Annotated in this window: 21 protein-coding genes and 1 pseudogene; 15 read left to right on the forward strand and 7 right to left on the reverse strand. The window is 67.8% G+C overall.

Translation table 11 applies throughout. The features are described from left to right. Positions 1-67 precede the first annotated feature (67 nt). Positions 68-175, forward strand: a pseudogene (locus tag Q1M07_RS08140) (DUF6394 family protein); the annotation flags it as partial. 332 nt (positions 176-507) lie between these two features. Here the strand turns inward: Q1M07_RS08140 and Q1M07_RS08145 are convergent. Then, positions 508-2,709 carry a thioredoxin domain-containing protein gene (locus Q1M07_RS08145; protein ID WP_300452846.1) on the reverse strand — a complete coding sequence of 734 codons (2,202 nt, stop codon included), beginning with the start codon at positions 2,707-2,709 and terminating at the stop codon, positions 508-510. Positions 2,710-3,094: 385 nt separating this feature from the next. On the opposite strand from Q1M07_RS08145, the gene Q1M07_RS08150 reads away from it, so the two are divergent. The 14 genes from Q1M07_RS08150 (at position 3,095) to dnaB (ending at position 16,614) form a co-directional block, all read left to right on the forward strand. Then, the gene (locus Q1M07_RS08150; RefSeq protein WP_300452847.1) at positions 3,095-3,478 is read left to right on the forward strand and encodes a DUF6394 family protein; all 384 of its coding nucleotides are present in this window, start codon (positions 3,095-3,097) and stop codon (positions 3,476-3,478) included. Positions 3,479-3,491: 13 nt separating this feature from the next. Continuing rightward, on the forward strand, positions 3,492-5,225 hold the full coding sequence (locus Q1M07_RS08155) for a TrkA family potassium uptake protein (protein WP_300452848.1): 1,734 nt from the start codon (positions 3,492-3,494) through the stop codon (positions 5,223-5,225). Between the two features lie 147 nt (positions 5,226-5,372). Beyond that, positions 5,373-6,749: a toll/interleukin-1 receptor domain-containing protein gene (locus Q1M07_RS08160; protein ID WP_300452849.1), complete on the forward strand. Its 1,377-nt coding sequence runs from the start codon at positions 5,373-5,375 to the stop codon at positions 6,747-6,749. Further along, positions 6,746-7,723 carry an AAA family ATPase gene (locus tag Q1M07_RS08165; protein WP_300452851.1) on the forward strand — a complete coding sequence of 326 codons (978 nt, stop codon included), beginning with the start codon at positions 6,746-6,748 and terminating at the stop codon, positions 7,721-7,723. Before Q1M07_RS08160 ends, Q1M07_RS08165 begins: the two co-directional genes overlap by 4 nt. Next, on the forward strand, positions 7,723-10,626 hold the full coding sequence (locus Q1M07_RS08170; RefSeq protein WP_300452853.1) for a formylglycine-generating enzyme family protein: 2,904 nt from the start codon (positions 7,723-7,725) through the stop codon (positions 10,624-10,626). The genes Q1M07_RS08165 and Q1M07_RS08170 overlap by 1 nt, the downstream gene beginning before the upstream one ends. Continuing rightward, on the forward strand, positions 10,623-11,105 hold the full coding sequence (locus tag Q1M07_RS08175; protein ID WP_300452855.1) for an HRDC domain-containing protein: 483 nt from the start codon (positions 10,623-10,625) through the stop codon (positions 11,103-11,105). The genes Q1M07_RS08170 and Q1M07_RS08175 overlap by 4 nt, the downstream gene beginning before the upstream one ends. Further along, positions 11,086-12,099 (forward strand): reverse transcriptase/maturase family protein, encoded by a 1,014-nt coding sequence (locus tag Q1M07_RS08180; RefSeq protein WP_300452857.1) that lies wholly within the window; start codon positions 11,086-11,088, stop codon positions 12,097-12,099. Before Q1M07_RS08175 ends, Q1M07_RS08180 begins: the two co-directional genes overlap by 20 nt. Then, positions 12,096-12,431: an SUMF1/EgtB/PvdO family nonheme iron enzyme gene (locus Q1M07_RS08185; protein ID WP_300452859.1), complete on the forward strand. Its 336-nt coding sequence runs from the start codon at positions 12,096-12,098 to the stop codon at positions 12,429-12,431. Before Q1M07_RS08180 ends, Q1M07_RS08185 begins: the two co-directional genes overlap by 4 nt. Further along, the gene (locus Q1M07_RS08190; RefSeq protein WP_300452862.1) at positions 12,431-13,288 is read left to right on the forward strand and encodes a formylglycine-generating enzyme family protein; all 858 of its coding nucleotides are present in this window, start codon (positions 12,431-12,433) and stop codon (positions 13,286-13,288) included. The genes Q1M07_RS08185 and Q1M07_RS08190 overlap by 1 nt, the downstream gene beginning before the upstream one ends. Positions 13,289-13,580: 292 nt before the next feature. After that, positions 13,581-13,967, forward strand: a complete 387-nt coding sequence (rpsF, locus tag Q1M07_RS08195) for a 30S ribosomal protein S6 (RefSeq protein ID WP_300452864.1) — start codon at positions 13,581-13,583, stop codon at positions 13,965-13,967. A 29-nt stretch (positions 13,968-13,996) separates the two neighbouring features. Further along, positions 13,997-14,311, forward strand: coding sequence for a primosomal replication protein N (priB, locus tag Q1M07_RS08200; protein ID WP_366984021.1), 315 nt, complete (start codon positions 13,997-13,999; stop codon positions 14,309-14,311). Continuing rightward, a complete protein-coding gene (gene rpsR / locus Q1M07_RS08205) occupies positions 14,283-14,558 on the forward strand; it encodes a 30S ribosomal protein S18 (protein ID WP_015766743.1) in 276 nt (91 codons plus the stop codon). The genes priB and rpsR overlap by 29 nt, the downstream gene beginning before the upstream one ends. 14 nt (positions 14,559-14,572) lie before the next feature. Then, positions 14,573-15,031 (forward strand): 50S ribosomal protein L9, encoded by a 459-nt coding sequence (rplI, locus tag Q1M07_RS08210; protein ID WP_300452867.1) that lies wholly within the window; start codon positions 14,573-14,575, stop codon positions 15,029-15,031. A 137-nt stretch (positions 15,032-15,168) separates the two neighbouring features. Then, complete coding sequence (gene dnaB / locus Q1M07_RS08215) at positions 15,169-16,614, forward strand: replicative DNA helicase (RefSeq protein WP_300452869.1); 1,446 nt, start codon at positions 15,169-15,171, stop codon at positions 16,612-16,614. A 34-nt stretch (positions 16,615-16,648) separates the two neighbouring features. Here the strand turns inward: dnaB and Q1M07_RS08220 are convergent, their stop codons facing one another. The 6 genes from Q1M07_RS08220 to Q1M07_RS08245 all read right to left on the reverse strand — a co-directional run bounded on the left by Q1M07_RS08220 (position 16,649) and on the right by Q1M07_RS08245 (position 23,740). Beyond that, the gene (locus Q1M07_RS08220) at positions 16,649-17,953 is read right to left on the reverse strand and encodes a transglutaminase-like domain-containing protein (RefSeq protein ID WP_300452870.1); all 1,305 of its coding nucleotides are present in this window, start codon (positions 17,951-17,953) and stop codon (positions 16,649-16,651) included. Between the two features lie 107 nt (positions 17,954-18,060). Beyond that, positions 18,061-19,485 (reverse strand): PhoH family protein, encoded by a 1,425-nt coding sequence (locus Q1M07_RS08225; protein ID WP_300452872.1) that lies wholly within the window; start codon positions 19,483-19,485, stop codon positions 18,061-18,063. Position 19,486: 1 nt separating this feature from the next. Next, a complete protein-coding gene (locus tag Q1M07_RS08230; protein ID WP_300452873.1) occupies positions 19,487-19,981 on the reverse strand; it encodes a peroxiredoxin in 495 nt (164 codons plus the stop codon). 131 nt (positions 19,982-20,112) lie between these two features. Continuing rightward, a complete protein-coding gene (locus tag Q1M07_RS08235) occupies positions 20,113-20,994 on the reverse strand; it encodes an SCO family protein (protein WP_300452874.1) in 882 nt (293 codons plus the stop codon). 20 nt (positions 20,995-21,014) lie between these two features. After that, the gene (cyoE, locus tag Q1M07_RS08240) at positions 21,015-21,911 is read right to left on the reverse strand and encodes a heme o synthase (protein ID WP_300452876.1); all 897 of its coding nucleotides are present in this window, start codon (positions 21,909-21,911) and stop codon (positions 21,015-21,017) included. A 134-nt stretch (positions 21,912-22,045) separates the two neighbouring features. Then, positions 22,046-23,740, reverse strand: a complete 1,695-nt coding sequence (locus Q1M07_RS08245) for a cbb3-type cytochrome c oxidase subunit I (RefSeq protein WP_300452878.1) — start codon at positions 23,738-23,740, stop codon at positions 22,046-22,048. Between the last annotated feature and the right edge of the window lie 88 nt (positions 23,741-23,828).

A 23,828-nucleotide genomic window follows, 5' to 3' on the forward strand; every position in this document is an offset into this window, starting at 1 on the left:
AACTCCGTGTCGGGAAATCGGGGCCGGGCGCCGGCGGCACCCGTGACTCCATTGTAGGCGGCGGCGCGCCACCGTGCTCGAGTTCGGCGACCGCAAGCAGATCGGCGCCGTTCACCTGTCGACCAGCCTGGTCGCCGACCTCCAGCTCGTAGCCGCCGCCTGCGTCTGGGCCTACCCGGTGTACGACAGCGGCGGGCAGGCCGTCGCTGCCATGCTCGATCATCGCCCGCAACGATCCGCCCGAGGTTCACTTCGACCAGCGGATCCATCCTGACCAGGGCGGCGAGCATGGCGGCGTCTACTGCTACGCGCGCCTCGCGGCGGTCGCTACGAGCATCCGCGCTTCGGCAATCGGATGACAAGCCGCGGTCCGATCGCCGATCTGATTGCCCGGCGCTTGACGCTACGTCTCGCCGGCTGGGCGTTGACCAGGAGCCGGTGGAGTTGGTCGCAGCTCAGGCCGCCGCTTTCTTCCCTGCGGGACGCGAGGTGGCGACCTTGAGGAATTCACGAATCCGCGTCGCGTAGCTGAGCCTCCAGCCCGGCCGCATCGCTGACCGGCAGGTCGCAGCGTCCGTGACGGCAGACGTAGGCCGTGGGGCGGCCGCCTTGCGCGACCTTGTTGCCGACAAAGGGGATCGTTTGCGCAAGCGCGGCGATCGCCGATTCCGGCGCGGCGGCGAGCGCGCGGGCGGGCAGGAAGTGCCGGCGCAGGACGGCCTGCAAGGGTGCGGCCGCCGTCGTCCCGCCATCTGGCCAGACGATGGCGATCTGGCGCGGCGTGGCGGCCAGGAAATCGACGGCCAGCAAGGCTTCGGTCATGGCGAACGGCCGCTCGGTGAGTACGGCGGCATGGGCACGCAGGCCGCGCTCGGCGATCCGGCGCCAGCGATCGTCGTCGGTGAGCACACCGAGACGGAGCGCGTTCAGCAGGGCGACCGAAGTTCCCGAAGGTTCGGCGCCGTCGTAGGCGGGTTTCTCGCGCGCGATCAGCATTTCGTGCGCCTCGCTGCTCATGAACCAGCCGCCTGCCGGATCGGCGAAGAGGCGCTCGCTGGTCTCGGCCAACACCAGGGCATCGCTTAGGTGGCGTACGTCGAAGGTGCCTTCGTAGAGATCGATGAGGCCGGCCGCGAGAAAGGCATGGTCGTCGAGGAAGGCCGCTTGCCGTGCCTGGCCGTCCTTGAAGCTGCGCCGGAGTCCGCCGTCGGCGCCGCGCAGCTGCGTGAGTACGAAATCCGCCGCCCGCACCGCTGCGGCGACGTAGTGCGGCGCGTCCAGAAGGCGTCCGGCGACGGCAAGGGCCGAGATCATCAGCCCGTTCCAGGAGGCGAGGATCTTCTCGTCGCGCAAGGGCGGCGTGCGCCTGGCGCGTACTTCGTAGAGCCTGGCCCGCGCGGCGGTCAGTGCCTCCCAGGTGGCTTCGTCGGGACGCGGCACGTTGAGGATGGTGTTCCCCTCCCAGTTGCCGCCCGGGTGCACGTCATAGTGGGCAAGGAAGCGCTCGGTCGTAGCGCCGTCCCCGAGAGCGTCCAGCTCGCGCCGGATCTCGTCCTCGCGCCAAACGAAGAAGCGTCCTTCCTCGCCTTCCGAATCGGCGTCGGTTGCCGAATAGAAGCCGCCGCCGGCGTCCGTCATCTCGCGCAGAATGTAGTCGCAGGTCTCGCGCGCGACGCGAGCGAAGTCGGCGCGGCCGGTGACCTGGAACGCCTCGGCGTAGGCCACGACCAACAGCGCGTTGTCGTAGAGCATCTTTTCGAAATGCGGCACCAGCCAGCGGGCATCGGTGGAGTAGCGGTGAAAGCCACCGCCAAGCTGATCGTAGAGGCCGCCGGCGGCCATCTTTTCCAGCGTCAGGGTTGCCATGCGCAGGGCGTCGGCATCGCCGGTGCGCTGGTGATGGCGCAGCAGCAGGCGTACGGGGATGTGCGAAGGGAACTTCGGCGCTCGGCTCAGGCCGCCGTACCGGGCGTCGAAAGACTTCCGGTAATGCTCGACGGTGGCGTCGATCACGTCAGCCGCAGGCAAACCGATGGCGGCGTCGGCGCCACTCGCGCCGGCACCCTGCATCTGCTGGCGAATCGCCTCCACCAGCGCCTTACACGCCTGCCCGACACGATCGGGGTCGCGCTGGAAGGTGTCGGACAAGGCGCCGAGCAGCGACAGGAAGCCGCGCCGGGTGCCGCGGTCGCCGTCGCGCGGCGGGAAGTAGGTGCCGCCGAAGAAGGGTTCGCGTGCCGCCGTCAGCCAGACGCTCATCGGCCAGCCGCCGGCACCGGTCAATTGCTGCACGGCGCTCATGTAGACGGCATCGATGTCGGGGCGCTCCTCGCGATCGACCTTGATGGCGACGTAGTGACGGTTGAGGAAGCGGGCAATCGCCTCGTCCTCGAAGGACTCAGCCTCCATCACGTGGCACCAGTGACAGGTCGAATAGCCGATCGAGAGGAACACCGGGCGGCCGAGCCGCCGCGCCTCGGCGAACGCCTCGTCACCCCAGGGGAACCAGTTGACCGGGTTGTGCGCGTGCTGCAGCAGGTAGGGGCTGGTCTCCAGAGCCAGTCGGTTGATGAACAGCGGGCGGCCGTCGGCGTCCAGGTGGTGCGTGCGCGGAACATAGGCCGGTCCGCGCAGGGCGATCGCGCCGGCAAGCCGCGCTTGCAGTTCGGCGGCAAACGGTTCGGCTCCGGGGGGCGTAGCATCAGGCATGGCGTGCTCCTCGCGGCGGGGTGCGTTCGAAGGGAGCGGTGAGTATAGGTCAAGCGCGATCCCGGCGGCCGCAAGGGGGCATCGGCGGCTCGCTCGCTTGGGCTGGATATATTCTGGCGCCTGTCACCAACTCGCCGCGCGAGGTTTCGCCGGTAGTCGGAAGTTCGTGACGCCCGCAGGCACGCTTGGACACGACTAGAGAACGCGGAATAGGCTCCAGATTCGCCTGCTCTTGCCGCGGAAATCATGGAAATCGCCGCCGCGCCGCCGTCAAACGCCGGCCGCCGCACGGCCGCCGTTTTCTTTCCACCCGCCGCGGCGTATGCTGTCGACCTATGCCCGCACGCTTGGCGTGGCGACTTCCCCCGACCCGGAGAGAGTGTCCATGAATCTGGAAAAAGTGGTTTTCGGTTTCTTCATCGTCCTTGCCGCGACGCTGAACTTCGGCTTCTTCATCGGCGACATCGACCAGCCGATGCATCATCACATCTACGAGCTGTTTGCCGCCATCGTCGTCAACCTGATCGCCACCGTGCTCAAGTTCGGTGACCGCACACAGATCGGCGCCGTTCACCTGTCGACCAGCCTGGTCGCCGACCTCCAGCTCGTTGCCGCCGCCTGCGTCTGGGCCTTCGCGGTGCACGTCGGTGGCGAGGGAATGTCGCCCGAAGTCACCACCAGCGTCGTCTCGCTGAGCGGCGGCGCGCTGTTCGCCAACGTCGTCTCGGTCGTCCTGCTGATTGCCGAAACCGTGATGCTGCGGCGCTGACGGCGGCGCCGCCATGAACACCGGCGTCCTGTTTCTCGCCTTGCGGCGCATGCGCGCGCCGCTGATCGTACTGATCGTCATCTACGCCGTGTCTACGCTCGGCCTGACGCTGGTCCCCGGGGTCGACGCCGAAGGCCGGCCGGCGCCGCCGATGAGCTTCTTCCACGCCTTCTACTTCGTCAGCTACACGGCGACGACGATCGGTTTCGGCGAGCTGCCGACAGCCTTTTCCGATGCCCAGCGGATGTGGGTGACGGTGTCGATCTACCTCTCCGTCGTCGGCTGGTCGTACTCCATCGTCAGTCTGCTGGCGCTGGTGCAGGACAAGGGCTTTCAGCAGGTGCTGCTGACCAGCCGCTTCGCACGCCGCGTCGGCCAGCTCGGCGAAGCCTTCTACATCGTCTGCGGCTGTGGCGAGACCGGCCTGCTGATCGCCCGGGCGCTGGACCACGACGGAATTCGCGTCGTCGTCGTCGAGCGATCCGAGGCGCGCGTCCAGGAACTCGAACTGGAGGACTTCTCGGCCGACATCCTCGTCCTGTGCGCCGACGCGGCGCAGCCGCAGCACCTCCTGATGGCCGGACTGCGGCACCGGAGTTGCCGCGGCGTGCTGGCGATGACCGACGACGACGCGGCCAATCTGGCGATCGCCATCGCTAGCCGACTGATCAATCCGCGGCTGCGCATCGTCGCCCGCGTCGCCAGTCCGGCGATCGAGGCCAACATGATGTCCTTCGGCACGCACTACGTCGTCAACCACTTCGAAAAATTCGCCGACTACCTGGCGCAGGCGATCCACTCGCCGAACTGGTTTCGCCTCGTCGACCTGCTGACCGGCCTGCCGGGTCAGGAAGTCCCCGAGCGCCACGACCCGCCGGCCGGCGACTGGGTGGTCTGCGGCTACGGCCGTTTCGGGCAGGCCGTGGTGCGCAATCTCGGACGCCAGGGAATCAACCTGACGGTCATCGACCCCACTCCGACGCTGCCGGCCGGCGTCCGCCACATCGTCGGCCAAGGCACCGAAGCGGCGCCGCTGCGCCAGGCCGGCGTCGACAGCGCGGTCGGAATCGTCGCCGCGAGCGACAACGACACCAACAACCTGTCGATCGCCATGACCGCCAAGGAAGTCAACCCGGATCTCTTCGTCGTCCTGCGCCAGAACCGCGTCGCCAACCAGATCCTCTTCGACGCCTACGACGCCGACTTCACGATGGTGCCGTCGCGCATCGTCGCCCGCGAGTGTCTGGCGCTGATCACCTCGCCGCTGCTCGCGCGTTTCCTGAAGCTCGTCCGCGCCTGGCCCGAGACGCGCGCCGCCGACCTCGCCGGCCGCCTCGAAGCGCTGTTCGGCCGGCGCGTGCCGCTCGTCTGGGGCGTCCGCCTGAACGCCGCCGACGCGCCGGCCGTGCACCGGCGACTGGTCCTGGAGCAGGCCAGCCTGTCGCTCGGCCGCCTGCGGGCCGACCCGGCGGCGCGCGACGAAGCGCTGCCGCTGCTGCCGCTGCTGCTGCAGCGCGACGGGCGCGACTACCCATTGCCCGACGACGAAACGATCGTCGCCGCCGGCGACGAGATATTGTTCGCCGGCACGCGCGCCGCCAAGACGGCGCAAAACCTGACGCTCGACCATCGCACCGTGCTCGACTACGTCCTCACCGGCCGCGACACCCCCGGCTGGCTGTGGAGCTGGCTGAGCCGTGCCGGGCGGGCGGCGGAGAGCCGGCGCAACGAGCCGCGCCGGGTCTAGGCGGCGCCCCGGCCGGCCCCGACAAAGCCCGAGGAAAGCGGCACGCCGCGCGTTTGACACTCCTCCTGGCAGGGTCGATACTTTCCCGGCGGCGGCGCCACGGCGGGCGGCGCGGGAAGGGCAGACAATCCCTGGGGGAGGGTTCCGATGGTCAGCGTTTATGTCTCGTATGCCTGGAAGGAAGAGGAAGAGAACCGACTGGTCGAGAAGCTCGGCGAAGCGTGCGAGCGGCGCGGTGTCGAACTCGTGCGCGACGTCGAGGAAATCGGCTACGGCGAGTCGATCAAGGCCTTCATGGATCAACTGGGGGCGGCGGACCATATCGTCGTAGTGCTCAGCGACCGCTATTTCCTCTCCCGGTACTGCCTGTACGAACTGCGCGAAATCTGGCGCCATGGGCGAATCGGCGAGCGCGTACATCCGATCGTTCTCGGCAGCCTCTCGTCCGACCCTCGCGAGTGGACGCGCTACGTCCGGCACTGGCAGCAGGAAAAGGAAGGTCTGGCGGACGAGCTGAGCCAGCTCGATGCGCAAAGCGCCGACAAGCTCAGGCAGTTCGTCGCGGACTACGCCGACTATGGCGCCCAGATCGCCGATTGGCTGATCGGTTTCGCGGACACCAACTGTCTGAGCGCGGACATCCACCTCGGCCAGCAGTTCGCGGCCTTGCTCGATCCGATCGTCGGCGATTTCCGCGGCCGGGTCATCGGCGAGCTGCGCGACCTCCTGGAACGAAGCCGCCCTCTGAGAAGCGCCTTGGAGGCCAGGTTGCCGGCTTCCGCGGCGGCGCGCGCGCGCGACCTGGCGGCCGAGCTTTGTTCGGGCGACCCGGAGCGGACGATCAGCACGCGGCTGTTTCCGGCCACCCGCGCCTGCCTCGCCTCGCTCCACGCTCGGCCGTCCGAACTCGACGCCGCCTGGAGCGTGGCCAAGTCGCTCGTCGCCTGGTTGAGCTTGCTGGCCGTCGACCTCCGATCGCTCGCCCGCGCGCGCCGGAAAGCGCCGCCCGCCGAGCGGCCCGCTTTCGAGATCGTCGCCTGCACGGCGCTCGGGGTCGAGGTCTTCAGCTCGCGCTACGCCGAGAGAGCGCCGCAACTGCGTGCCGACAGAGGCAAGAGCGGGGTCCTCGGGGCCCATGCGATCGCCGAACCGGTCCACGAAGCGGGTTGGGAGGCGGGCGCGGCGCTGGACGAACTGCTGCTCGAAATCTGGCGCTGCGTCTTCCCCGAGGAGTCGCGCAGGCGCTTGGAAGAGCCCGACCGGCGCCGGCTCAACGCGACGCTGCGCATCCGTCGCGAGCAGAGGATCGCCCACCATTATGTCCTGGTCCCGCTCGAGGAGCGGACACCCTTGACCCGGCCGGAGGTCTACCGCGGGCTGCGCGACAAGTTGCCCGACATCGACATCGTCTTCTACAAGGCCGAAGGCGAACTGCCCGTATTGCGAGTCAGCGACGAGGAGTACTTCATGAGTATCATCCGCGAATTCCTGCACATTCCCGAAGCGCCGACGAGCAAGCCATGAGCCCGGCACCGATTCCAGAAATCCCCCTGCGCGATCTTCCTCTGCCGCCGCGCGGCTCCTGGCCGGCGTCGATACACCGTTTCGACGAAGCCTCGGTGCTCGCTCTGCGCTCGGCGCTCGCCGCGCAGCGGCCGCTGCTCGTGCGCGGCGAGCCGGGGTCGGGCAAGAGCCAGTTGGCGCGCGCCGCGGCCGAAGCCTGGGGCCGCCTCTTCGTCGCCGAAGTGGTGCATGCGCGCAGCGAGAGCCAGGACCTGCAGTGGCACGTCGACGCGCTCGGCCGGCTCGGCGACGCGCAGGCGATGGGCGCCCGGTCGTGCGGCGCGGACGAGGTCCGGCGGCGCCTCGATCAGCGCAACTACCTGAGCCCCGGCGCCCTGTGGTGGGTTTTCGACTGGTCCTCGGCGGCCGCGCAGTACGTCCGCAGCGGCGGTCGCGGCGCGCGCCCGTCGCCGCCGGCCGGCTGGACGCCGGACAAGGGCGCCGTCCTGCTGATCGACGAAATCGACAAGGCCGAGGCCGACCTGCCGAACGGCCTGCTCGAAACGCTGGGCAACGGCGCCTTCGCCGTTCCCTGGCTCGACCGGCCGGTGTGCGCCGAAGCGGGCCGGCCGACGCCGCTGGTGGTCATCACGACCAATGAGGAACGCGAGCTGCCGGCCGCCTTCCTGCGCCGCTGCCTGGTCCTCAACCTGAGCCTGCCGGCCGGCGAGGACGCTTTCGTCGCCGCGCTGCGCGAGCGCGGCAAGCTGCACTTCGGCGCACGCTGCCATCCCGACGTGTACGACGAAGCGGCGCGCCAGCTCTGGCGCGACCGCCAGGCGGCGGCAAGCCAGGGCTTGCCGGGGCCGGGGCAGGCCGAGTACCTCGACCTGCTGCGCGTCGTCTGCGGGCTGGCGCCGGAGATCGGGCGGCAGCCCGAGCTGCTCGCCAAGGTTGGCGACTTCGCGCTCAAGAAACATCCGCCGGCGGGCTGATGGCCGCGCCGCGACTGCCCTCGCGAGCCGCCGCCGGGCGCGCCGACCTGCTGCGCATCTATGGCGCGCTTGGCGCGGCGGCGCTCGAATACGCCGCGGCGGAGCTCCATTACGAGCGGCCGGCCGCGCAGGAGCGGCCGGCACCGGGCGCCGCCGCACCGCCGCAAGTGCGGCCTGGCGGCGGCCCGCCGGCCGGCACGCCGCCGCCCTTGCCCGAACGCCCGGCGAGCTTGCCGCGCGCCCGCTTCTTCCGCGTCGTCGAACACCGCGCGCGCTCGGCGCCGCCCGGCCGAGGCGGCCCGCCACCGCCCGCCTGGCTGGCCGGCGCCGAGCTTCTCGACGGCGACCGGCTGCCCGCCGCCGCCCCGCCGCCGCGCGCGCCGCTGATGCGCTGGTCGCGGCTCTGGCCTTTCCTGCGCCAGGCGCTCGGCCGCCGTGCCGCCTCGCGCCGGCCCGACCTGCCGCGCCTGGTCGACCGCCTGGCGCGCGGCGAGACGCTGCGCCGCCTGCCGCGCCTGCGGCAGCCCGGCTGGAGCCCCGAGATCGCCATTCTGGTCGATTACAGCCGCTCCAGCCGGCCTTTTCACGAAGACTTCAACGTCCTCCTCGGGGCGCTCGAGAAACGCCACGGCCGTCTCGGCCTGAGCTGCCGCATACTGGCCGGCGAGCCGGGCGGCCGGCCGCAGGTGCGCCGGCCGCGGGACAGTGCGAGCGAAGACTGGCCGCTGCCGCCGCCCGAGACGCCGATCCTGATCCTGAGCGATCTCGGCGCGCTCGACGGCGCGCCGGAAACGCAGCGCGGCTGGCAGCAGTTCGGCCAGCGGCTGCGCCGCGCCGGCTGTCCGGTGCTCGCCCTCTGCCCGCTGCCGGCGGCGCGCCACGCCGGCGAACTGCGGCGCGCCCTGACGATCGTCGAATGGGATCGCCACCGCCGCCTGCGTGCCGACGCCGTCCCCGGCCGCGAGGCGCCTCCGGCGGCCGCGGTCGACACGCTGCTCGCCTTGCTCGCGCCGGCCGTCGTCGTCGATGTCGACCTCTTGCGCGCCCTGCGCTTCTTGCTGCCGACCGGCGACGCCGGCGGGCTGGCCGAGGCGCTCGTCTGGCAGCATGCCGACCTGCTCACCGGCACGCGGGCCGGGCGCTTCGCCGGCGCGGCGGCGATCGCCGCGCGTCAGCAGCAGTTCGCCGCGCTTCCCGCCGAACTGCGCCAGGCCGCCGTCGGCTGCCTGCTGGCACAGCACGCCGGCCTGCGCGACTCGATTCGCCTGGCCGAGGTGTCGACCTGTGGCGTGCTCGCCCCGCAAGCCGTTCCGCCGGCACTGGCCGAGGAAGCCCGGCGCTGGCGGGAGAACATCGCGCAAACCGCCAGCCGGCTCGACGCCGCCGCGCTGCGGCAGTGGCTGCAACGCCACGCCGAGCGGCAGAGCGACCTGGCGCTGGCCGACGACCCGCGGCTCGCCGCGCACTGGGCGCTGGCGCAGCGCGAGCGGCTGGCGGCCGGCGAAGCGGTGGCGCTGCCGCCCGGCGTCGCCGAGCCGGAGGTCGCCTATTTCCTGCAGGTGGCGCCGGCAGCGGCGGCGCTCCGGCGCGCCACGCTCTGCCAGCGGGGCGACGAACTGTGGCTCGAAGCGCCGGCCGCCGACGCTCCGCAGGCCGGCACCGGCAGCCCCTACGCCGAGCTGACGCTGGTCGACGGCGTCGTCTGCGTGACCGTCGCGCAGCACGCCGAAGCCGGCCCGCCGGCCGAACGCCGCTGTTTCGCGGCCGGCGCGCTGCCGCGGCGGCTCGCCCGGCTGACGCGCGAGGTCGAGCGCTTCACGCTGCGCAGCGAACACCTCGAACTGGTCGTCGAGGCCCTGAGCAAACCCGAGTGGGCGAGCGCGGTCGGCCGCGACGCGCGCGGGCTGTTCGCCGAGGTCGTCTGGCTAGGCCGGCGTCGCCGCCTCGACTGGCAGCCGCCGCGGGACGGGCAGGAGGGTCGCTGGACGAGCGAAGCGCCGCTCGGCGTCGACGGTTACGGGCTGTTCGGCGAAATCGAGTTCGGCGGCGTGCGGCAGCGCTTCCGCTGGATCGTTGCCGGGCGTTTCCTGATGGGTTCGCCGGCCGACGAGCCGCAGCGTCGCCGTGACGAAGTGCAACACGAAGTGACGCTGAGCGAAGGTTTCTGGCTGGCCGACACGGCCTGCACGCAAGCCTTGTGGCAGGCGGTGTGGGGCGGCAATCCGAGCCGTTTCCGGGACGACCCGCGGCAGCCGGTCGAGAACGTGAGCTGGGAGGATGCGCAGGGCTTCGTGGCCGAGCTGAATCGGCGCGTGGCGGGTTTGTCGGCGCGCCTGCCGAGCGAAGCCGAATGGGAATACGCGTGCCGGGCGGGGACGACGACGCCGTTCTCCTTCGGCGCGAACATCGCTCCCGAGCAGGTCAACTACCACGGCGAGTATCCCTACGCCGGGGGCCGCAAGGGCCTCTTTCGGGGCAAGACGGTGGCGGTTGCGTCGCTGCCGGCGAACGCGTGGGGGCTTTACGAGATGCACGGCAACGTGTGGGAGTGGTGTGCCGACGGGTATGGGGAGTACGCGAGCGGGCCGCAGGTGGACCCGTGTGCTGCGCCGGACGGCGCCCTCCGCGTGTTGCGCGGTGGCTCGTGGTACGACGGTGGCTGGAGCGTGCGTTCCGCCCGGCGCCGCAGGAGCGGGCCTGGCTTGCGCAACGGCATCGTCGGGTTCCGGCTCGCCCTAGGTCCCTGGCAGGCCGGCGGAGCCGGCGAGGGGAGAGCGGTGACGGCGGAGCCGGCACCGGAAACGCCGCCGTCCGGGACGGGCGGCGGCGGCGTCGCGCGCGGCGGGACGCGGCGCACGGCGCACATGGCACAACGCGTCATGGATTTTTTCAAACGCCGATGAAATTCCACGTTTTCACGATAGACGTACAGCAGCCCGAAGCCGGGCAGGAAGCGCTCAACGTGTTCTGTGCGCAGCATCGCGTCGTCGATGTCGAGAAACGCTTCGTCGACCAGGGGCGGCATTCCTTCTGGGCCTTCTGCGTCGTGACGCTAGACGGCGACGCACCGTCGCGCCCGGCGGGCGACAGGAAGCGCGTCGACTACCGGGAAATTCTCGGCGAAGCCGACTTTTCGCTCTTCGCCGACTTGCGCAATCTGCGCAAGTCGCTTGCCGAGCGCGAGGGAGTGCCGCCCTACGCGCTGTTCACCAACGAACAGCTTGCGGCGATGGTCACCCGGCGCGTCACGACGCGTTCCGCGCTCGACGAAATCGAAGGCGTCGGCGAGGCACGCGCGCAGAAGTACGCGCCGCATTTCCTGCCGCGGCTGCGCCAGGCATTCTCCGAAGCGGGGGCGGTCGATGCAGCGGACGCGAATTGATCTGGCGCAACTGGCGACGGTCGACAATCTGGCGCTTGCCGCCAGCAAGGCCGCGGCCGGCAAGCGGCAGCGCCGCGAGGTGGCGCGTTTCTTCGCGCAGTTCGACGAGTCGGTGGCGCGCCTGCGGCGCGACATTCTCGCCGCGGCCGTTCCCTATGGCGAGTACCGCCGCTTTCTGATCCACGACCCCAAGAAGCGCCTGATCCATGCCGCGTGCTTCGCCGACCGCGTTCTGCACCACGCGATCATGAATCTGGCCGAACCGGTTTTCGAGCGCACGCTGGTGCCAAGCAGCTACGCCTGCCGGCCGGGGCTCGGCGTGCATCGCGCGATTCGCCAGGTGCAGGCCGGACTGCGTCGTTTTCCTTGGTACGCCGAGGTCGATGTCGATGCCTATTTCCCGTCGATAGACCATGCCATTCTCAAGCGATTGTTGGCCAGGCGTTTCAAAGGCGCCGATTTCCTCGCGCTGCTCGGGCGAATCGTCGCGTCGTGTCCGGCGGCGCCGGGTCGCGGATTGCCGATCGGCGCGCTGACTTCGCAGCACTTCGCCAATCACTACCTCGACGGCGCCGACCGCTTCCTGCTCGATCATCAGCGGGTGCGCGCGCACGTGCGCTACATGGACGACATCGTCTGGTGGGGCGAAGACCGGCAGAGCGTCGGCCAGGTGCTGGCCGAACTTCGCGCATGGGTGCAGCGCGAGCGGCGGCTGACGCTGAAAGCCGACGCGCAGATCAACCGCAGTGCGCAGGGTGTGACCTTCTGTGGCGCGCGCGTCTGGCGTGGCGCGCTGCGCCTGACGCCACGCAAGCAGGCGCGCTACCGGCAAGGTTGCGCGCAATGGGAGGCCGCCTGGGCCGATGGGCGAATCGACGAGCTGGCGCTGCAGCGCGGCTACGCGGCGGTGCTCGCGGTGACCCGGCACACCGACAGTCTGAGCTGGCGAAAACGTCACCTCGAGTTGCACCCTTCGCGCTATAGTGCGCAATGAGCCGCCGGCCAGCCTTTTGCCCCGGCGGCTCGTCAGCAGGTGACGTGCCAGGGGAGTTCGTCGCAGGCGCCCTCCGCGTGTTGCGCGGTGGCTCGTGGAACAACAGTGGCAGGAACGTGCGTTCCGCCCAGCGCAACAGGAACGAGCCTGGCAAGCGCAACGACAACGTCGGGTTCCGGCTCGCCCTAGCTCCGGAGTCCAGGAGACCGGCTCAGGACCAGATGAACTTCCTGTCCGCCGCGCGGCGGCGGCAAAAAGCCCATGCCCTTCGGCAGGCTGGTAGGCGAGATGCCGAAGGTCTGCCGAAGCGGCGTCTTGCGGAGTTCCGCTGATGGCCGAGCGTTCCGTCGTTGCCGACTCGGCCGCGCCCTTCTTCCCCGAGTGCTTTCCGCCCGCCTGGGCCGGCGCCTGGGGAGAAGACGAGTTCGGTTTGTGGGCGGCGCTGGAAGTCGGTGGCGTTCGGCAGCGCTTCCGCTGGATCGTTCCCGGGCGTTTCCTGATGGGTTCGCCGGCCGACGAGCCGGAGCGTCTTAGTGACGAAGAGCAACACGAAGTGACGCTGAGCGAAGGCTTCTGGCTGGCCGACACGGCCTGCACGCAAGCTTTGTGGCAGGCGGTGCTGGGCGACAATCCGAGCCGCTTCCGGGACGACCCGCGCCAGCCGGTCGAGCGAGTGAGTTGGGACGACGCGCAGCGCTTGTTGGCCGAGTTGAATCGGCGCGTCGCGGCTTTGTCGGCACGCTTGGCTAGCGAAGCCGAATGGGAATACGCGTGCCGGGCGGGGACGACGACGCCGTTCTCCTTCGGCGCGAACATCGGTCCCGAGCAGGTCAACTACGACGGCACCTACCCCTACGCCGGAGGCCGCAAGGGCCTCTTTCGGGGCAAGACGGTGGTGGTCGCATCGCTGCCGGCGAACGCGTGGGGGCTTTACGAGATGCACGGCAACGTCTGGGAGTGGTGTGCCGACGGGTACGGGGAGTACGCGAGCGGGCCGCAGGTGGACCCGCGTGCTGCGCTGGAAGGCGCCCTCCGCGTGTTGCGCGGTGGCTCGTGGAGCGACGGTGGCAGGGACGTGCGTTCCGCCCAGCGCGCCGGGGGCGTGCCTGGCGGGCGCGCCGGCATCGTCGGGTTCCGGCTCGCCCTAGGTCCCAGCAGGCCGGCGGAGCCGGCGAGGGGAGAGCGGTGACGGCGGAGCCGGCACCGGAAGCGCCGCCGACCGGGACGGGCGGCGGGGGGGGGGGGGGGGGGGGGGGGGCCCCCCCCCCCCCACGACCCTTCCCATTCGCGCCAGACCGACCGCCGGCCCTCGGCGCCGCCAGGGATTGCCAGGCGACCTCCTCGAGGCGGCAGCGGCACAGGGAAATTGTCTCGCCAAGCGGATCGATTGCCCAAGGAGTCGTTTGGCCGCTATAATGCGCGGTTTTTCCACCTTGCTCCACCGTTCGCATGGCGGGGGGCTTCAACCGTAAGGAGTGTTCATGCGCCACTATGAAATTGTTCTGATCGTCCATCCGGACCAGAGCGAGCAGGTGCCGGCGATGGTCGAGCGGTACAAGGCACTGATCGCTGCGCGTTCCGGGCAGATTTACCGCCTCGAGGACTGGGGACGCCGGCAGCTTGCCTATCCGATCCAGAAGTTGCACAAGGCGCACTATGTTCTGATGAACATCGAGTGTGACAACACGACGCTGGCCGAACTGGAGCACGGCTTCAAGTTCAACGACGCCATTCTTCGTCATCTGACGATCCGCACCAAGCGCGCGGTGACCTCGCCGTCGCCGATGATGAAGGACGAGAAGTCGAAGTCGATGCTCGAAGTTCGCGAGCCGGCGGCGGGGGAAGCGGCCGGGCAGCCCGCCGCCTGATTGTCGAGGCTGCGCTGAATCGCGTCGAGCTGACCGGAACCCTGATCGAGCGCAAGGCGCTGCGTTTCACGCCGGCCGGCGTGCCGGTCAGCGAATGCCTGATCGGGCACCAGTCGGAACAGCTCGAAGCCGGCAGCCGGCGGCGCGTCGAATGCGAAGTCCAGGCGATTGCCCTGGGCAGCGTGGCGCAGTGGCTGCAGGCGGCGGCTCCGGGCGCGGAGCTTCGTCTGACCGGCTTTCTGGCGGCGCGCAGCCGGCACAGCAAGCAGCCGAGACTGCATGTAACTACGATCGAATTTGTCGAAGGAAATCGAGATGGCAAGGTTCTTCAAGAAGAAGGATGACAAGAACGTCAAGAAACGTGGCAGCGGCCTGTTCAAGCGGCGCAAGTTCTGCCGCTTCACGGCCGAGAAGATGGAGGAGATCGACTACAAGGATGTCGATCTGTTCAAGGAGTACGTCGCCGAAAACGCCAAGATCATGCCGGCCCGTCTGACCGGCACCAAGGCCGGCTATCAGCGGATGCTGTCGGTGGCGATCAAGCGTGCGCGCTTTCTGGCGCTGTTGCCGTACACCGACAATCACCAGTAAGCGAGGACGGAACGATGCAAATTATTCTCATGGAGAAAATCGCCAACCTCGGCAATCTCGGCGATCTGATCAAGGTCAAGGACGGCTACGCGCGCAATTTCCTGATCCCGAAGGGCAAAGCCAAGCGGGCCACGCCGCTTGCCCTGAAGGAATTCGAGGCCAAGCGCGCGGAACTCGAGAAGGTGGCGGCCGAGAAACTGGCGGCCGCCCAGGCGCGGGCCGACGAACTCGCCGGCGTGGTGGTCAGGATCGCGCGCAAGGCGGGGGTCGATGGCCGTCTGTTCGGCTCGGTGACCAACTTCGACGTCGCCGACGGTCTGCGGGCGCTGGGCTTCGAGGTCGAGAAATCCTCCGTGCGCATGCCGGCCGGGCCGCTCAAGACGATTGGCGAGAGCCAGTTGGCGGTGGCCTTGCACGGCGACGTGACGGCGACCATCACGGTGGCCGTGGTGGCCGAGCAGATGAAGCTGTAAGGCTTTCTCCGCGCCGCGGCGCGGCGCCCCCGTGCGAAAGCCTTGCCGAAGGGCAAGGCTTTTTTTCGTCCGCCCGTCAGGAAGCGGCGCGGGCGCGCTAAACTCGCGGTCCTCTTTGTCTGGTTGGCGGATTCTTCATGGCCAGGTCCTTCGATTCATCTTCCTCGCAAAGCGGGCAAGGCCCGGACTCTCGCGCGGCGCGACGCGAGCGGGGTGCGCCGGCCGCTTCCGTGCTCGCCGAACTGCGCGTGCCGCCGCATTCGCTGGAGGCCGAGCAATCGGTTCTCGGTGGCTTGCTGCTCGACAACACGGCCTTCGACAAGATCGCCGACCTGATTTCCGAGGGCGATTTCTACCGCGACGAGCACAAACGCATCTACCGGCAGATCCGCAAGCTGCTCGACCGCGGCAAGCCGGCCGACGCGGTGACGGTGGCCGAGGGCCTCGATCAGGCGGGAGAGGGCAAGGAAACCGGCGGGCTGGCCTATCTCGGCGAACTGGCGGCCAACACGCCGTCGGCGGCGAACATCCGGCGCTACGCCGAAATCGTCCGCGAGCGGGCCATCCTGCGCCAACTGGTGAGCGCCGGCGACGAGATTGCGGGCAGTGCGCTCAACCCGCTCGGGCGCGAGGCGAAAACCTTGCTCGACGAGGCGGAGGCGAAGGTTTTCGCGATCGCCGAAGGCGGTCTTCGTCACCAGAGCGGCTTCGTGCACATCAATCCGCTGCTCACGCAGGTGGTCGAGCGCATCCAGGAACTGCACGATCGCGACAATCCGTCGGATATCACCGGCGTCCCGAGCGGCTATCACGACCTCGACGGGAAGACTTCGGGCCTGCAGGGCGGCGACCTGCTGATCGTCGCCGGCCGCCCGTCGATGGGCAAGACCTCGTTCGCGCTGAACATCGCCGAACACGTGGCGATCGAGGTGGGTCTGCCGGTGGCCATTTTCTCGATGGAGATGGGCGGCACGCAACTGGCCATGCGCATGCTGTCGTCGGTCGGTCGGCTCGACGCGCATCGCGTGCGTACCGGCCGCCTCAACGACGAGGAGTGGTCGCGCCTTTCCTTTGCGCTGGGCAGGATGCACGAAGCGCCGATCTATATCGACGAGACGCCGGCTCTCAACCCGATCGACCTGCGCGCCCGCGCGCGCCGCCTGCACCGCCAGTGCGGCCAGCTCGGGCTGATCGTCGTCGACTATCTGCAGTTGATGTCCGCCACCTCGCACGGCGAGAACCGGGCGACCGAGATCTCGGAAATCTCGCGTTCGCTGAAGGGACTGGCGAAGGAACTCGGCGTTCCGCTGATGGCTCTCTCGCAGCTCAACCGCTCGCTCGAGCAACGGCCGAACAAGCGTCCGGTGATGTCGGATCTGCGCGAATCGGGGGCCATCGAGCAGGATGCGGACGTCATCATGTTCATTTATCGCGACGAGGTGTACAACCCGGATACGCCCGACAAGGGCGTGGCCGAAATCATCATCGGCAAGCAGCGCAACGGACCGATCGGCACCCTTCGCCTGACCTTCCTGGGCGAGTACACGCGCTTCGAGAATTTCGCCAGCCCGGGCGCTTATTGACTTCGCGGCGCGCGCGGCTGGCGGCCGCGCCGGCTCAGCCGTCTACCCGGCTGGCCGTGACGGTGTAGGCGAGGCGGCTGGAGTCGCCGCTGTCGAAACGGCTGCCGGCTGTCTCGGCCTGCGGGAAGACCAGGAAGGGAAGCGTCCGCCCGCTGGCGCCACGCAGTTTGACGTCGAGCGCGACGTTGTAGGCGATCCAGTTTACTTCCCAGAATCCGAACAGCAGCTTACGGAGAACCACCAGCTTGGCATCGCCGCCGGTCAGGCGTTCGTCGTGGATGGACTTGCGGACGTCCGCCGGGTCGACGGGAATCCAGCCGTAACCGGGGGTATAGAACTCGGCGCGACAGTGCTGCGCGGCGCGCAGGTTGCCGACCGCGCCGAGGCCGGTAAAGAGTCGCGAGCTATCGACCCGCAAACCGAAAACCGGGCGCGCCGGAATTCCGATCGAACGGCACAAGGCGACGAAAAGCAGCGAGATGTCGGCGCTGCGGCCGCTCAACTGGCCGCTGTCGAGCATCGCCTCGACGTCGCCGCGGCCGATGCCGGCGACCGACGGGTCGAAGGCGGTGTTTTCGATCACCCAGTCGTAGATCGCCTTGCCCTGCGCGACCGGATCCTTGATCCGGCCGATCGCTCTTTCGGCGGTACGGCGGACGAGTCCGTCGGTGGGAATCAGATGGGTGGCTTGCAGACAGCGGCGGAGCACTTCGTTGCGTTCGGCGACGCTGCCGCGTCGCGTGATGTCGAAGTGGCGTTCCTGTTTCGCGACCTGGCTGACGAGCTGGAGCTGCGGCGTGGCGACGCCTTCCTTCCAGTCGGCGTAGAAGACTTCCATCTCCGCCACCGGGTCGCGGTAGATGCCCGCGCTCTCGAAATTCCCTTGCCAGCTATGGCCCAGCGACCGCTGCCAGGAGGTGTCCTTGTACTGTGCCAGCGGCAGCCAGAGGCGCGTCCGGCCGCTGACGTTGCCCAGCGTGATGAGCGTCGTGACGTCGTAGGTTCGCCACTGTGGCAGCGGTTCGTCCGGCAGGCTGACGGCGTTGCGCGGTTCGCTCGCGACAGGCGGGGGAGGGGCGGGCGCGACGGCGGCCGGCGCCGGCGTATCGACCACGGGCCGGTAGCTCCGCCCGCCGCCGCGCCGAGCCGCGGTTCTGCCTTCAGGCTTCGTGGCGCCGCGAGCGCTGCTCTTGCCGCTCGGCTTGGCGCTGGACTTGGCGGCCGCTTTCGTGGTGGTTTGACTGCCGCCGCCGGTCTTCTTCTTGTTGGCGGCGAGTGCCGTCGACGGTGCAAGCAGCGACAGCAGCGCCGAAGCAGCAAGGAATTCACGTCGTTTCAATCGACTCTCCGGTGAGCGCAGGATCCATATCGCGAGGAACGAATACAACGGATCGGTGGCTGGAAAACGACCGGGCCGTGTCACAAGACACGGCCCGGCGAGCGAAATTATAGCACCTCGGCGGCGTGGTCCGCGAGACGGGAGCGCTCGCCACGCTGCAGGGTGATGTGCCCGGCGTGCTGCCAGCCCTTGAAGCGGTCGACGACGTAGGTCAGGCCGGAGCTGCCTTCGGTGAGATAGGGTGTGTCGATCTGCGCGATGTTGCCGAGGCAAACCACCTTGGTGCCGGGTCCGGCGCGGGTGATCAGCGTTCTCATCTGTTTCGGGGTCAGATTCTGCGCTTCGTCGATGATCAGGAACTTGTTGAGGAAAGTCCGGCCACGCATGAAGTTCAGCGACTTGATACGGATCCGGTGGCGAAGCAGGTCGCCGGCGGCGGCGCGCCCCCAGTCGCCGGCCCCGTCGTCGCTCTTGTTGAGCACCTCGAGGTTGTCTTCGAGAGCGCCCATCCAGGGGCCCATCTTTTCTTCTTCCGTTCCCGGGAGGAAACCGATGTCTTCGCCGACCGGAACGGTGACCCGCGTCATGATGATTTCGCTGTAGCGGCGGTGTTCGACCACCTGTGTCAGTCCCGCCGCCAGCGTGAGCAGCGTTTTTCCGGTGCCGGCCTGGCCGAGCAGGGTGACGAAATCGATCTCCGGGTTCATCAACAGGTGGAGAGCGAAGTTCTGTTCGCGGTTGCGCGCCGTGATTCCCCACACGCCGTGCCTGGGATGTGTGTAATCGGTAAAGGTCTCGATCTCGGCCGTCGTCGCCGACGCCTGGCGGACGACGGCATGAAGCGGCGTCTCGCCCTCCTGGAAAAGGAACTGGTTGACCAGCAGTTGCGAGCACAGCGGCCCCTCGAGGCGGTACAGCGTGCGGCCGTCCTTCTTGCAGGACTTCGCTCCCCGAGCAAGAGCTTCCCAGAGCTCGGCCGTCAGCTCGCGTATTCCCGTGTACAGCAGGTCCGTGTCCTGCAGCACCTTGTCGTTGAAGTAGTCCTGCGCCGCCAGGCCGAGCGTCCGGGCCTTGATGCGCATGTTGATGTCTTTGGAGACGAGGATCACCCGGCGCTCCGGATGCCGGCGCTGAAGATGGATGACGACGGCGAGGATCTGGTTATCGACCTTGGCGGTCGGCAAGCCCGCCGGGAGATCGGTGCTGATCGCTTCGGTCTGCAGGAACAGGCGGCCGCAGGCCAGTTCGCGCGACGGTTCGTAGAGCGCGATACCCTGGTCGATGTCGCCGTCGATGCTGTTGACGATCGCCTCGAGCGTACGTGTCACCTGGCGGGCATTGCGGGCGATCTCCGACATGCCCTTCTTGTGGTCGTCGAGTTCCTCCAGGGTCATGATGGGCAGAAAGACGTCGTGTTCGGCGAAACGGAAAACGCTCGTCGGATCGTGCATCAGGACGTTGGTGTCGAGGACGAAAAGCTTGCTCGAGCCGCTCCTCTCGCCAGGCGTACCGGCGGTGGGCAGGGGGGTCATCTCACCCTTTCCCCGTGCCTTGATCGTTCTGCCCGAGCGGCCCCAGCCCGATCAGGAAATCCAGCACCTCCTGCGCGTGGCCGGTCACCCTGACGCCACGCCAGGCGCGCCGCAAGAGGCCTTCGCGGTCGATGACGAAGGTGCTGCGTTCGATGCCGCGCACCTGCTTGCCGTACATCGACTTCATTTTGATCACCGAGAAACGCTGGCAAAGGCTTTCCTCGCTGTCGGAAATGAGGTCGAAGGGCAGGTTCTGCTTGGCCTTGAAGTTTTCGTGCGACTTGACGCTGTCGCGTGAGACACCAAGCACGACAGCGCCGGCGGCGACGAATTTCGGGTACAGATCGCGAAACTGCTGAGCTTCGCTGGTACATCCCGGCGTGCTGTCCTTGGGGTAGAAATAGAGTACGACGGTGCTTCCTCGATAGGCTGACAGGGTCAGGATCTGGCCACCTGTCGCCGGCAAGCTGAAATCGGCTACGGTTTGGTCGAGCATGGAGGCCTTTCGCAAATGGGGAAAAGGATTGTCGTAAGAAAGCGGCGCTGCGGTCAAGCGCGGACGGGCCGGAGCCAATCTGTTTCGGGCAGGCGTCGAGCGGCTTGTCGGGCACGCGCCGGCAGCTCGGATCAGGGCGCTTTCGTTGCGCCGCGGCGCCGGTTCTTCCAGAAATTGATCGACAGATAGATCATGAAGCCGACAAAGGTGACGAAGCCGGCGAACTGGAAGTACAGCGAGTAGTTCGTCCGGTAGCGGCCGGTGACCGGGTCATAGATCGAGCAGAGGATGCGCACGCGCTCCATGATTTCCTTTAGCGTGCCCGTTTCGGGCGGGATCGCGGAACCGGCGATCAGGAGCTTGAGCGGTTCGGCGAGGTCTTCGGCGCTGAACTTCTCGCCATAAACCTGGCGGACGATCCGGCCCTCGGCGTCGACCAGCGTCACCTGGTTGATATGGTCGAAGCCGGCCGGGGTGGCGACGTAGCTGAAGCCGAAATTGGCGGTCAAGGCGCCGACGATGGCCGGCGCCGGGCTCAGGAACTCCCAGTTGGGCAAGTGGATGCCGTACTGCCGGGAAAAGTCCTTGAGCGCTCCGGGCGAGTCGAAAGGCTGATTGAAGCCGATGCTGACGACGTTGAAGCGCTCGGCGCCCATGACGCTGACGGTGTTGTCGACAGCCTTTTGCAGGTTGCGGGTGATCGTCGGACAAACCTGAAAGCAGGCGGTATAGATGAAGGTGACGAGCAGTGGCTTGCCGCGGTAACGCGACAATTCGACCGGACGTCCCTGGCGGTCGAGCAGAACGAAGTCGCCGACCTGCCGGCCGATCGCGTTTTGCGACGATGCGAAGGCCGCCTTCTCATCGAGGGTGGTCAGCGCGAGTTCCTTGTTCGCTCCCTGCGAACGAGCGGTGAGCTTCGGTTTGTCGCTCGCGGCGTCTTCGGCGAACAGCGGCTGGGCGGCCACGAGAAGCAGCGATGCGAGCAGGGCGCGCGAGAATCGACCAGGCACGGCAGTGGGCCGGTTGAGGATCAGAAAGTGAATTGACGGTCTACGATGGCGGCCAGCAGGACGAGCGTCAACTGTATCAGCGACGCATGAAAGCAGACCATCGCGGATCGGCGATTGGGATCGCGAGTCAGCCGCCAGGCTTTTTGCACGAACAGGAAGCCGCCGATGGCGGCGCCGGCGAAGTAGATCGCGCCGAGGCCGAAGACCAGCGGCAGGAGCGATGCGGCGACCAGGGCCAGGGTGCTGAGGAAGATCGTGTTCGCCGCCCGCTGATCGCCGACGACGACGGGCAGCATCGGCACGCCGGCGGCCTCGTAATCGGCGCGGAAAGCGATCGCCAGGCTCCAGAAGTGCGGTGGTGTCCACAGGAAAAGCACCAAGGCGAGCGCCAGCGGCACGCCGCCAATCTGCGGGTCGGCGGCGGTCGCGCCGGCGAGCACCGCCCAACTGCCGGCCAACCCGCCGAAGACGATGTTGAGCCAGGTTCTGCGCTTCAGCCAGACGGTGTAGACGATGGCGTAGAAAAAGGCGCCGAGAAAGACGAACAGCGCCGACCAGGCATTGAGGGCGAGCCAGGCGCTGCCGACCGACAGCGCCATCAGTGCGCCGATGACGAGCAGCCAGAGCGGACCGTGGTGCAGTTCACCCGTCACGAAAGGGCGCTTGCTGGTGCGCGCCATCAGATGGTCGCTGTCGTGTTCGTAATACTGGTTGAAGGCGCCGGCGCTGGCCGACGAAACCAGGACGGAGAGGGTCAGCACGAGCAGTTGCGGCAGACTCAGCGCGGGCCCCGAACTGACGGCCAGTCCGGCCAGCGCGGTAAAAGTGATGACGACGCCGATGCGCAGCTTGAAGACGCCCAGAATGGCACGGAGGGGGAAACCGGAAGTGCTGTTCGGTGGGAGTGTCGATGGCATTGGCGGCGCTAGCGTGACGATCAGTGGAAAATGGGTTGGCGATCGGGTCGGGTTTGGGCCTGTTTGAATCGAGCCTGTCTGCCAGGCCCGATTGAGACAGGCCCCCGCGCCGGTGGCGCGGGGGATTTGCCGGATCAGCTCAGCAGCCAGACCTCGGACAGGTACTTCCAGTTGACGAAGTAGTAGAGGACGAAGCAGACGAAAAGCAGCAAGGCCAGCACGACCGTGCCCGGGACACCGACGTGGTCGCTGCCGTGGGCGACGGCGGACGCCGCCTGTGTGCTTGGCGGGATGGGCGTCGGCTGGTTGGAGACCTTGCCGCCGTCGAGTTTCTTGCCGAACAGCAGGGAGCCGACGACGAGCAGGATCCACAAACCGCCGCCAATCACCGCGATCACCCCGAAGATGCCGGTCAGGCCCATCATCAGGTAGGCCGCGCCTGGCCATTCGTACTGGAACGGGGCGCCGGAGAAGGCCATGTCCCAGTGCCGGCGGGAGACGCCCAAGGTACCGGCACCCATCATCACCAGACCCAGGACCGACATGCTGATACCGAACAGGTAGGGCTGGATCTGGCACAGCTTGGGCAGGATCATCTCGCGCCGGAAGAGGACGGGCACCAGCAGGTAGGTGATCGACATGAAGGCCAGCGTGGTGCCGGTGACGACCGTGGTGTGGAAGTGGCCCGGCACGTAGAAGGTGTTGTGCATCAGCATGTTGATCTGCTCGGTACCGAGCACGACGCCCGAGATGCCGCCCAGGAAGCCGAAGCTGACCAGAGAGATGAACATGCCGGAGAACACCGGGTTGCCCCAGGGCGCCTTGCGCAACCACTCGAAGAGGCCGTTGGTGTAGCCCTTGCGCCGCTGCGCGGCTTCGATCGCGCCGGGCACCGTGAAGCCGTGGATCATCGACGCCATGACGGCGAAGTACATGAAGTAGGAGGTGTTGAGTACCTTCCACTCGGCGCTCATTCCCGGGTCGGAGAGCAGGTGGTGCGCACTCGCGAGTTGCAGGAAAAGGATGTAGAGCAGGAAGGCGAAGCGCGACACCTTTTCCGACAGCGGCTTGGCGCCGAAGATGACGGCGGCGGTCAGATACCAGACGGCGACGTGGGCGGAGACGTTGATCTGCTGCGACGAGTGCCCCAGTCCCCACCACACCATGCGATACAACTGCGCGTCGATTTCCTTGATAAGGCCGACCGACCAGAAGAAGGTCGGCAGCAGGATGCCGGCCCCGGCGAGGATGGTGAAGGTGGCGATGATCGCGGCGGTCAGCGCGCCGAAGGTGACGAGCGGCAGCGAGCCCTGATAGGTCTTGTCCTTCTTGGCGACGACCAGTGTGCCGAAGAAGACGGCGACGCCAAGCAGCGCGCCGACGGCGACCAGAATGATCCCCAGGTAGAAGTGCGGGGCGGCCTGCATCGGCACGTAGGACGTGAACATGACGCTCGATTCGCCCTGGAAAATGGCGATGTTGGCCATGATGCCGCCGACGACCATCAGCCAGAAACCGAGCCAGGCGATTTTCGGCGTCGCCAGCCGGCACCTGAGCAGCGTCGACGAGGCGAAGTAGAGGACAGCCATTTCGAAGAACAGGATCCACAGGATCAGCATGTCGATGCCGTGGGCGGTGAGGATCAGATAGAACTGGTCGGCCGGCAGCAGTTTGATCGCCGGCCAGCGGGTGAGGATGACGAGCAGCGCGGTGATGCCGCCGACGAGCAGCCAGAGAACACCGGCGACGGCGTTCCAGCGCATCAGCTTTTCGGCCTGGTCCTCGAACTGCAGTCCGGAGACGGGACAGGTACGGTAAGTCGTTGCCATCTGGTTGTTTCCCCCTTTATTTCACGTAGATACGGCCGAGCATCGAGTGGTGGCCGATGCCGCAGTATTCGTTGCAGACGATGGCGTA

Source organism: Accumulibacter sp. (genome assembly GCF_029255285.1).
In the GTDB taxonomy this organism is placed as follows: domain Bacteria; phylum Pseudomonadota; class Gammaproteobacteria; order Burkholderiales; family Rhodocyclaceae; genus Accumulibacter.

Excerpts from the sequence above, each read along its gene's own strand:
- Q1M07_RS08145 (WP_300452846.1), bottom strand. The coding sequence starts at position 2,709 with ATGCCTGATGCTACGCCCCCCGGAGCCGAACCGTTTGCCGCCGAACTG.
- Q1M07_RS08150 (WP_300452847.1), top strand. The coding sequence starts at position 3,095 with ATGAATCTGGAAAAAGTGGTTTTCGGTTTCTTCATCGTCCTTGCCGCG.
- Q1M07_RS08155 (WP_300452848.1), top strand. The coding sequence starts at position 3,492 with ATGAACACCGGCGTCCTGTTTCTCGCCTTGCGGCGCATGCGCGCGCCG.
- Q1M07_RS08160 (WP_300452849.1), top strand. The coding sequence starts at position 5,373 with ATGGTCAGCGTTTATGTCTCGTATGCCTGGAAGGAAGAGGAAGAGAAC.
- Q1M07_RS08165 (WP_300452851.1), top strand. The coding sequence starts at position 6,746 with ATGAGCCCGGCACCGATTCCAGAAATCCCCCTGCGCGATCTTCCTCTG.
- Q1M07_RS08170 (WP_300452853.1), top strand. The coding sequence starts at position 7,723 with ATGGCCGCGCCGCGACTGCCCTCGCGAGCCGCCGCCGGGCGCGCCGAC.
- Q1M07_RS08175 (WP_300452855.1), top strand. The coding sequence starts at position 10,623 with ATGAAATTCCACGTTTTCACGATAGACGTACAGCAGCCCGAAGCCGGG.
- Q1M07_RS08180 (WP_300452857.1), top strand. The coding sequence starts at position 11,086 with ATGCAGCGGACGCGAATTGATCTGGCGCAACTGGCGACGGTCGACAAT.
- Q1M07_RS08185 (WP_300452859.1), top strand. The coding sequence starts at position 12,096 with ATGAGCCGCCGGCCAGCCTTTTGCCCCGGCGGCTCGTCAGCAGGTGAC.
- Q1M07_RS08190 (WP_300452862.1), top strand. The coding sequence starts at position 12,431 with ATGGCCGAGCGTTCCGTCGTTGCCGACTCGGCCGCGCCCTTCTTCCCC.
- rpsF (WP_300452864.1), top strand. The coding sequence starts at position 13,581 with ATGCGCCACTATGAAATTGTTCTGATCGTCCATCCGGACCAGAGCGAG.
- rpsR (WP_015766743.1), top strand. The coding sequence starts at position 14,283 with ATGGCAAGGTTCTTCAAGAAGAAGGATGACAAGAACGTCAAGAAACGT.
- rplI (WP_300452867.1), top strand. The coding sequence starts at position 14,573 with ATGCAAATTATTCTCATGGAGAAAATCGCCAACCTCGGCAATCTCGGC.
- dnaB (WP_300452869.1), top strand. The coding sequence starts at position 15,169 with ATGGCCAGGTCCTTCGATTCATCTTCCTCGCAAAGCGGGCAAGGCCCG.
- Q1M07_RS08225 (WP_300452872.1), bottom strand. The coding sequence starts at position 19,485 with ATGACCCCCCTGCCCACCGCCGGTACGCCTGGCGAGAGGAGCGGCTCG.
- Q1M07_RS08230 (WP_300452873.1), bottom strand. The coding sequence starts at position 19,981 with ATGCTCGACCAAACCGTAGCCGATTTCAGCTTGCCGGCGACAGGTGGC.
- cyoE (WP_300452876.1), bottom strand. The coding sequence starts at position 21,911 with ATGCCATCGACACTCCCACCGAACAGCACTTCCGGTTTCCCCCTCCGT.
- Q1M07_RS08245 (WP_300452878.1), bottom strand. The coding sequence starts at position 23,740 with ATGGCAACGACTTACCGTACCTGTCCCGTCTCCGGACTGCAGTTCGAG.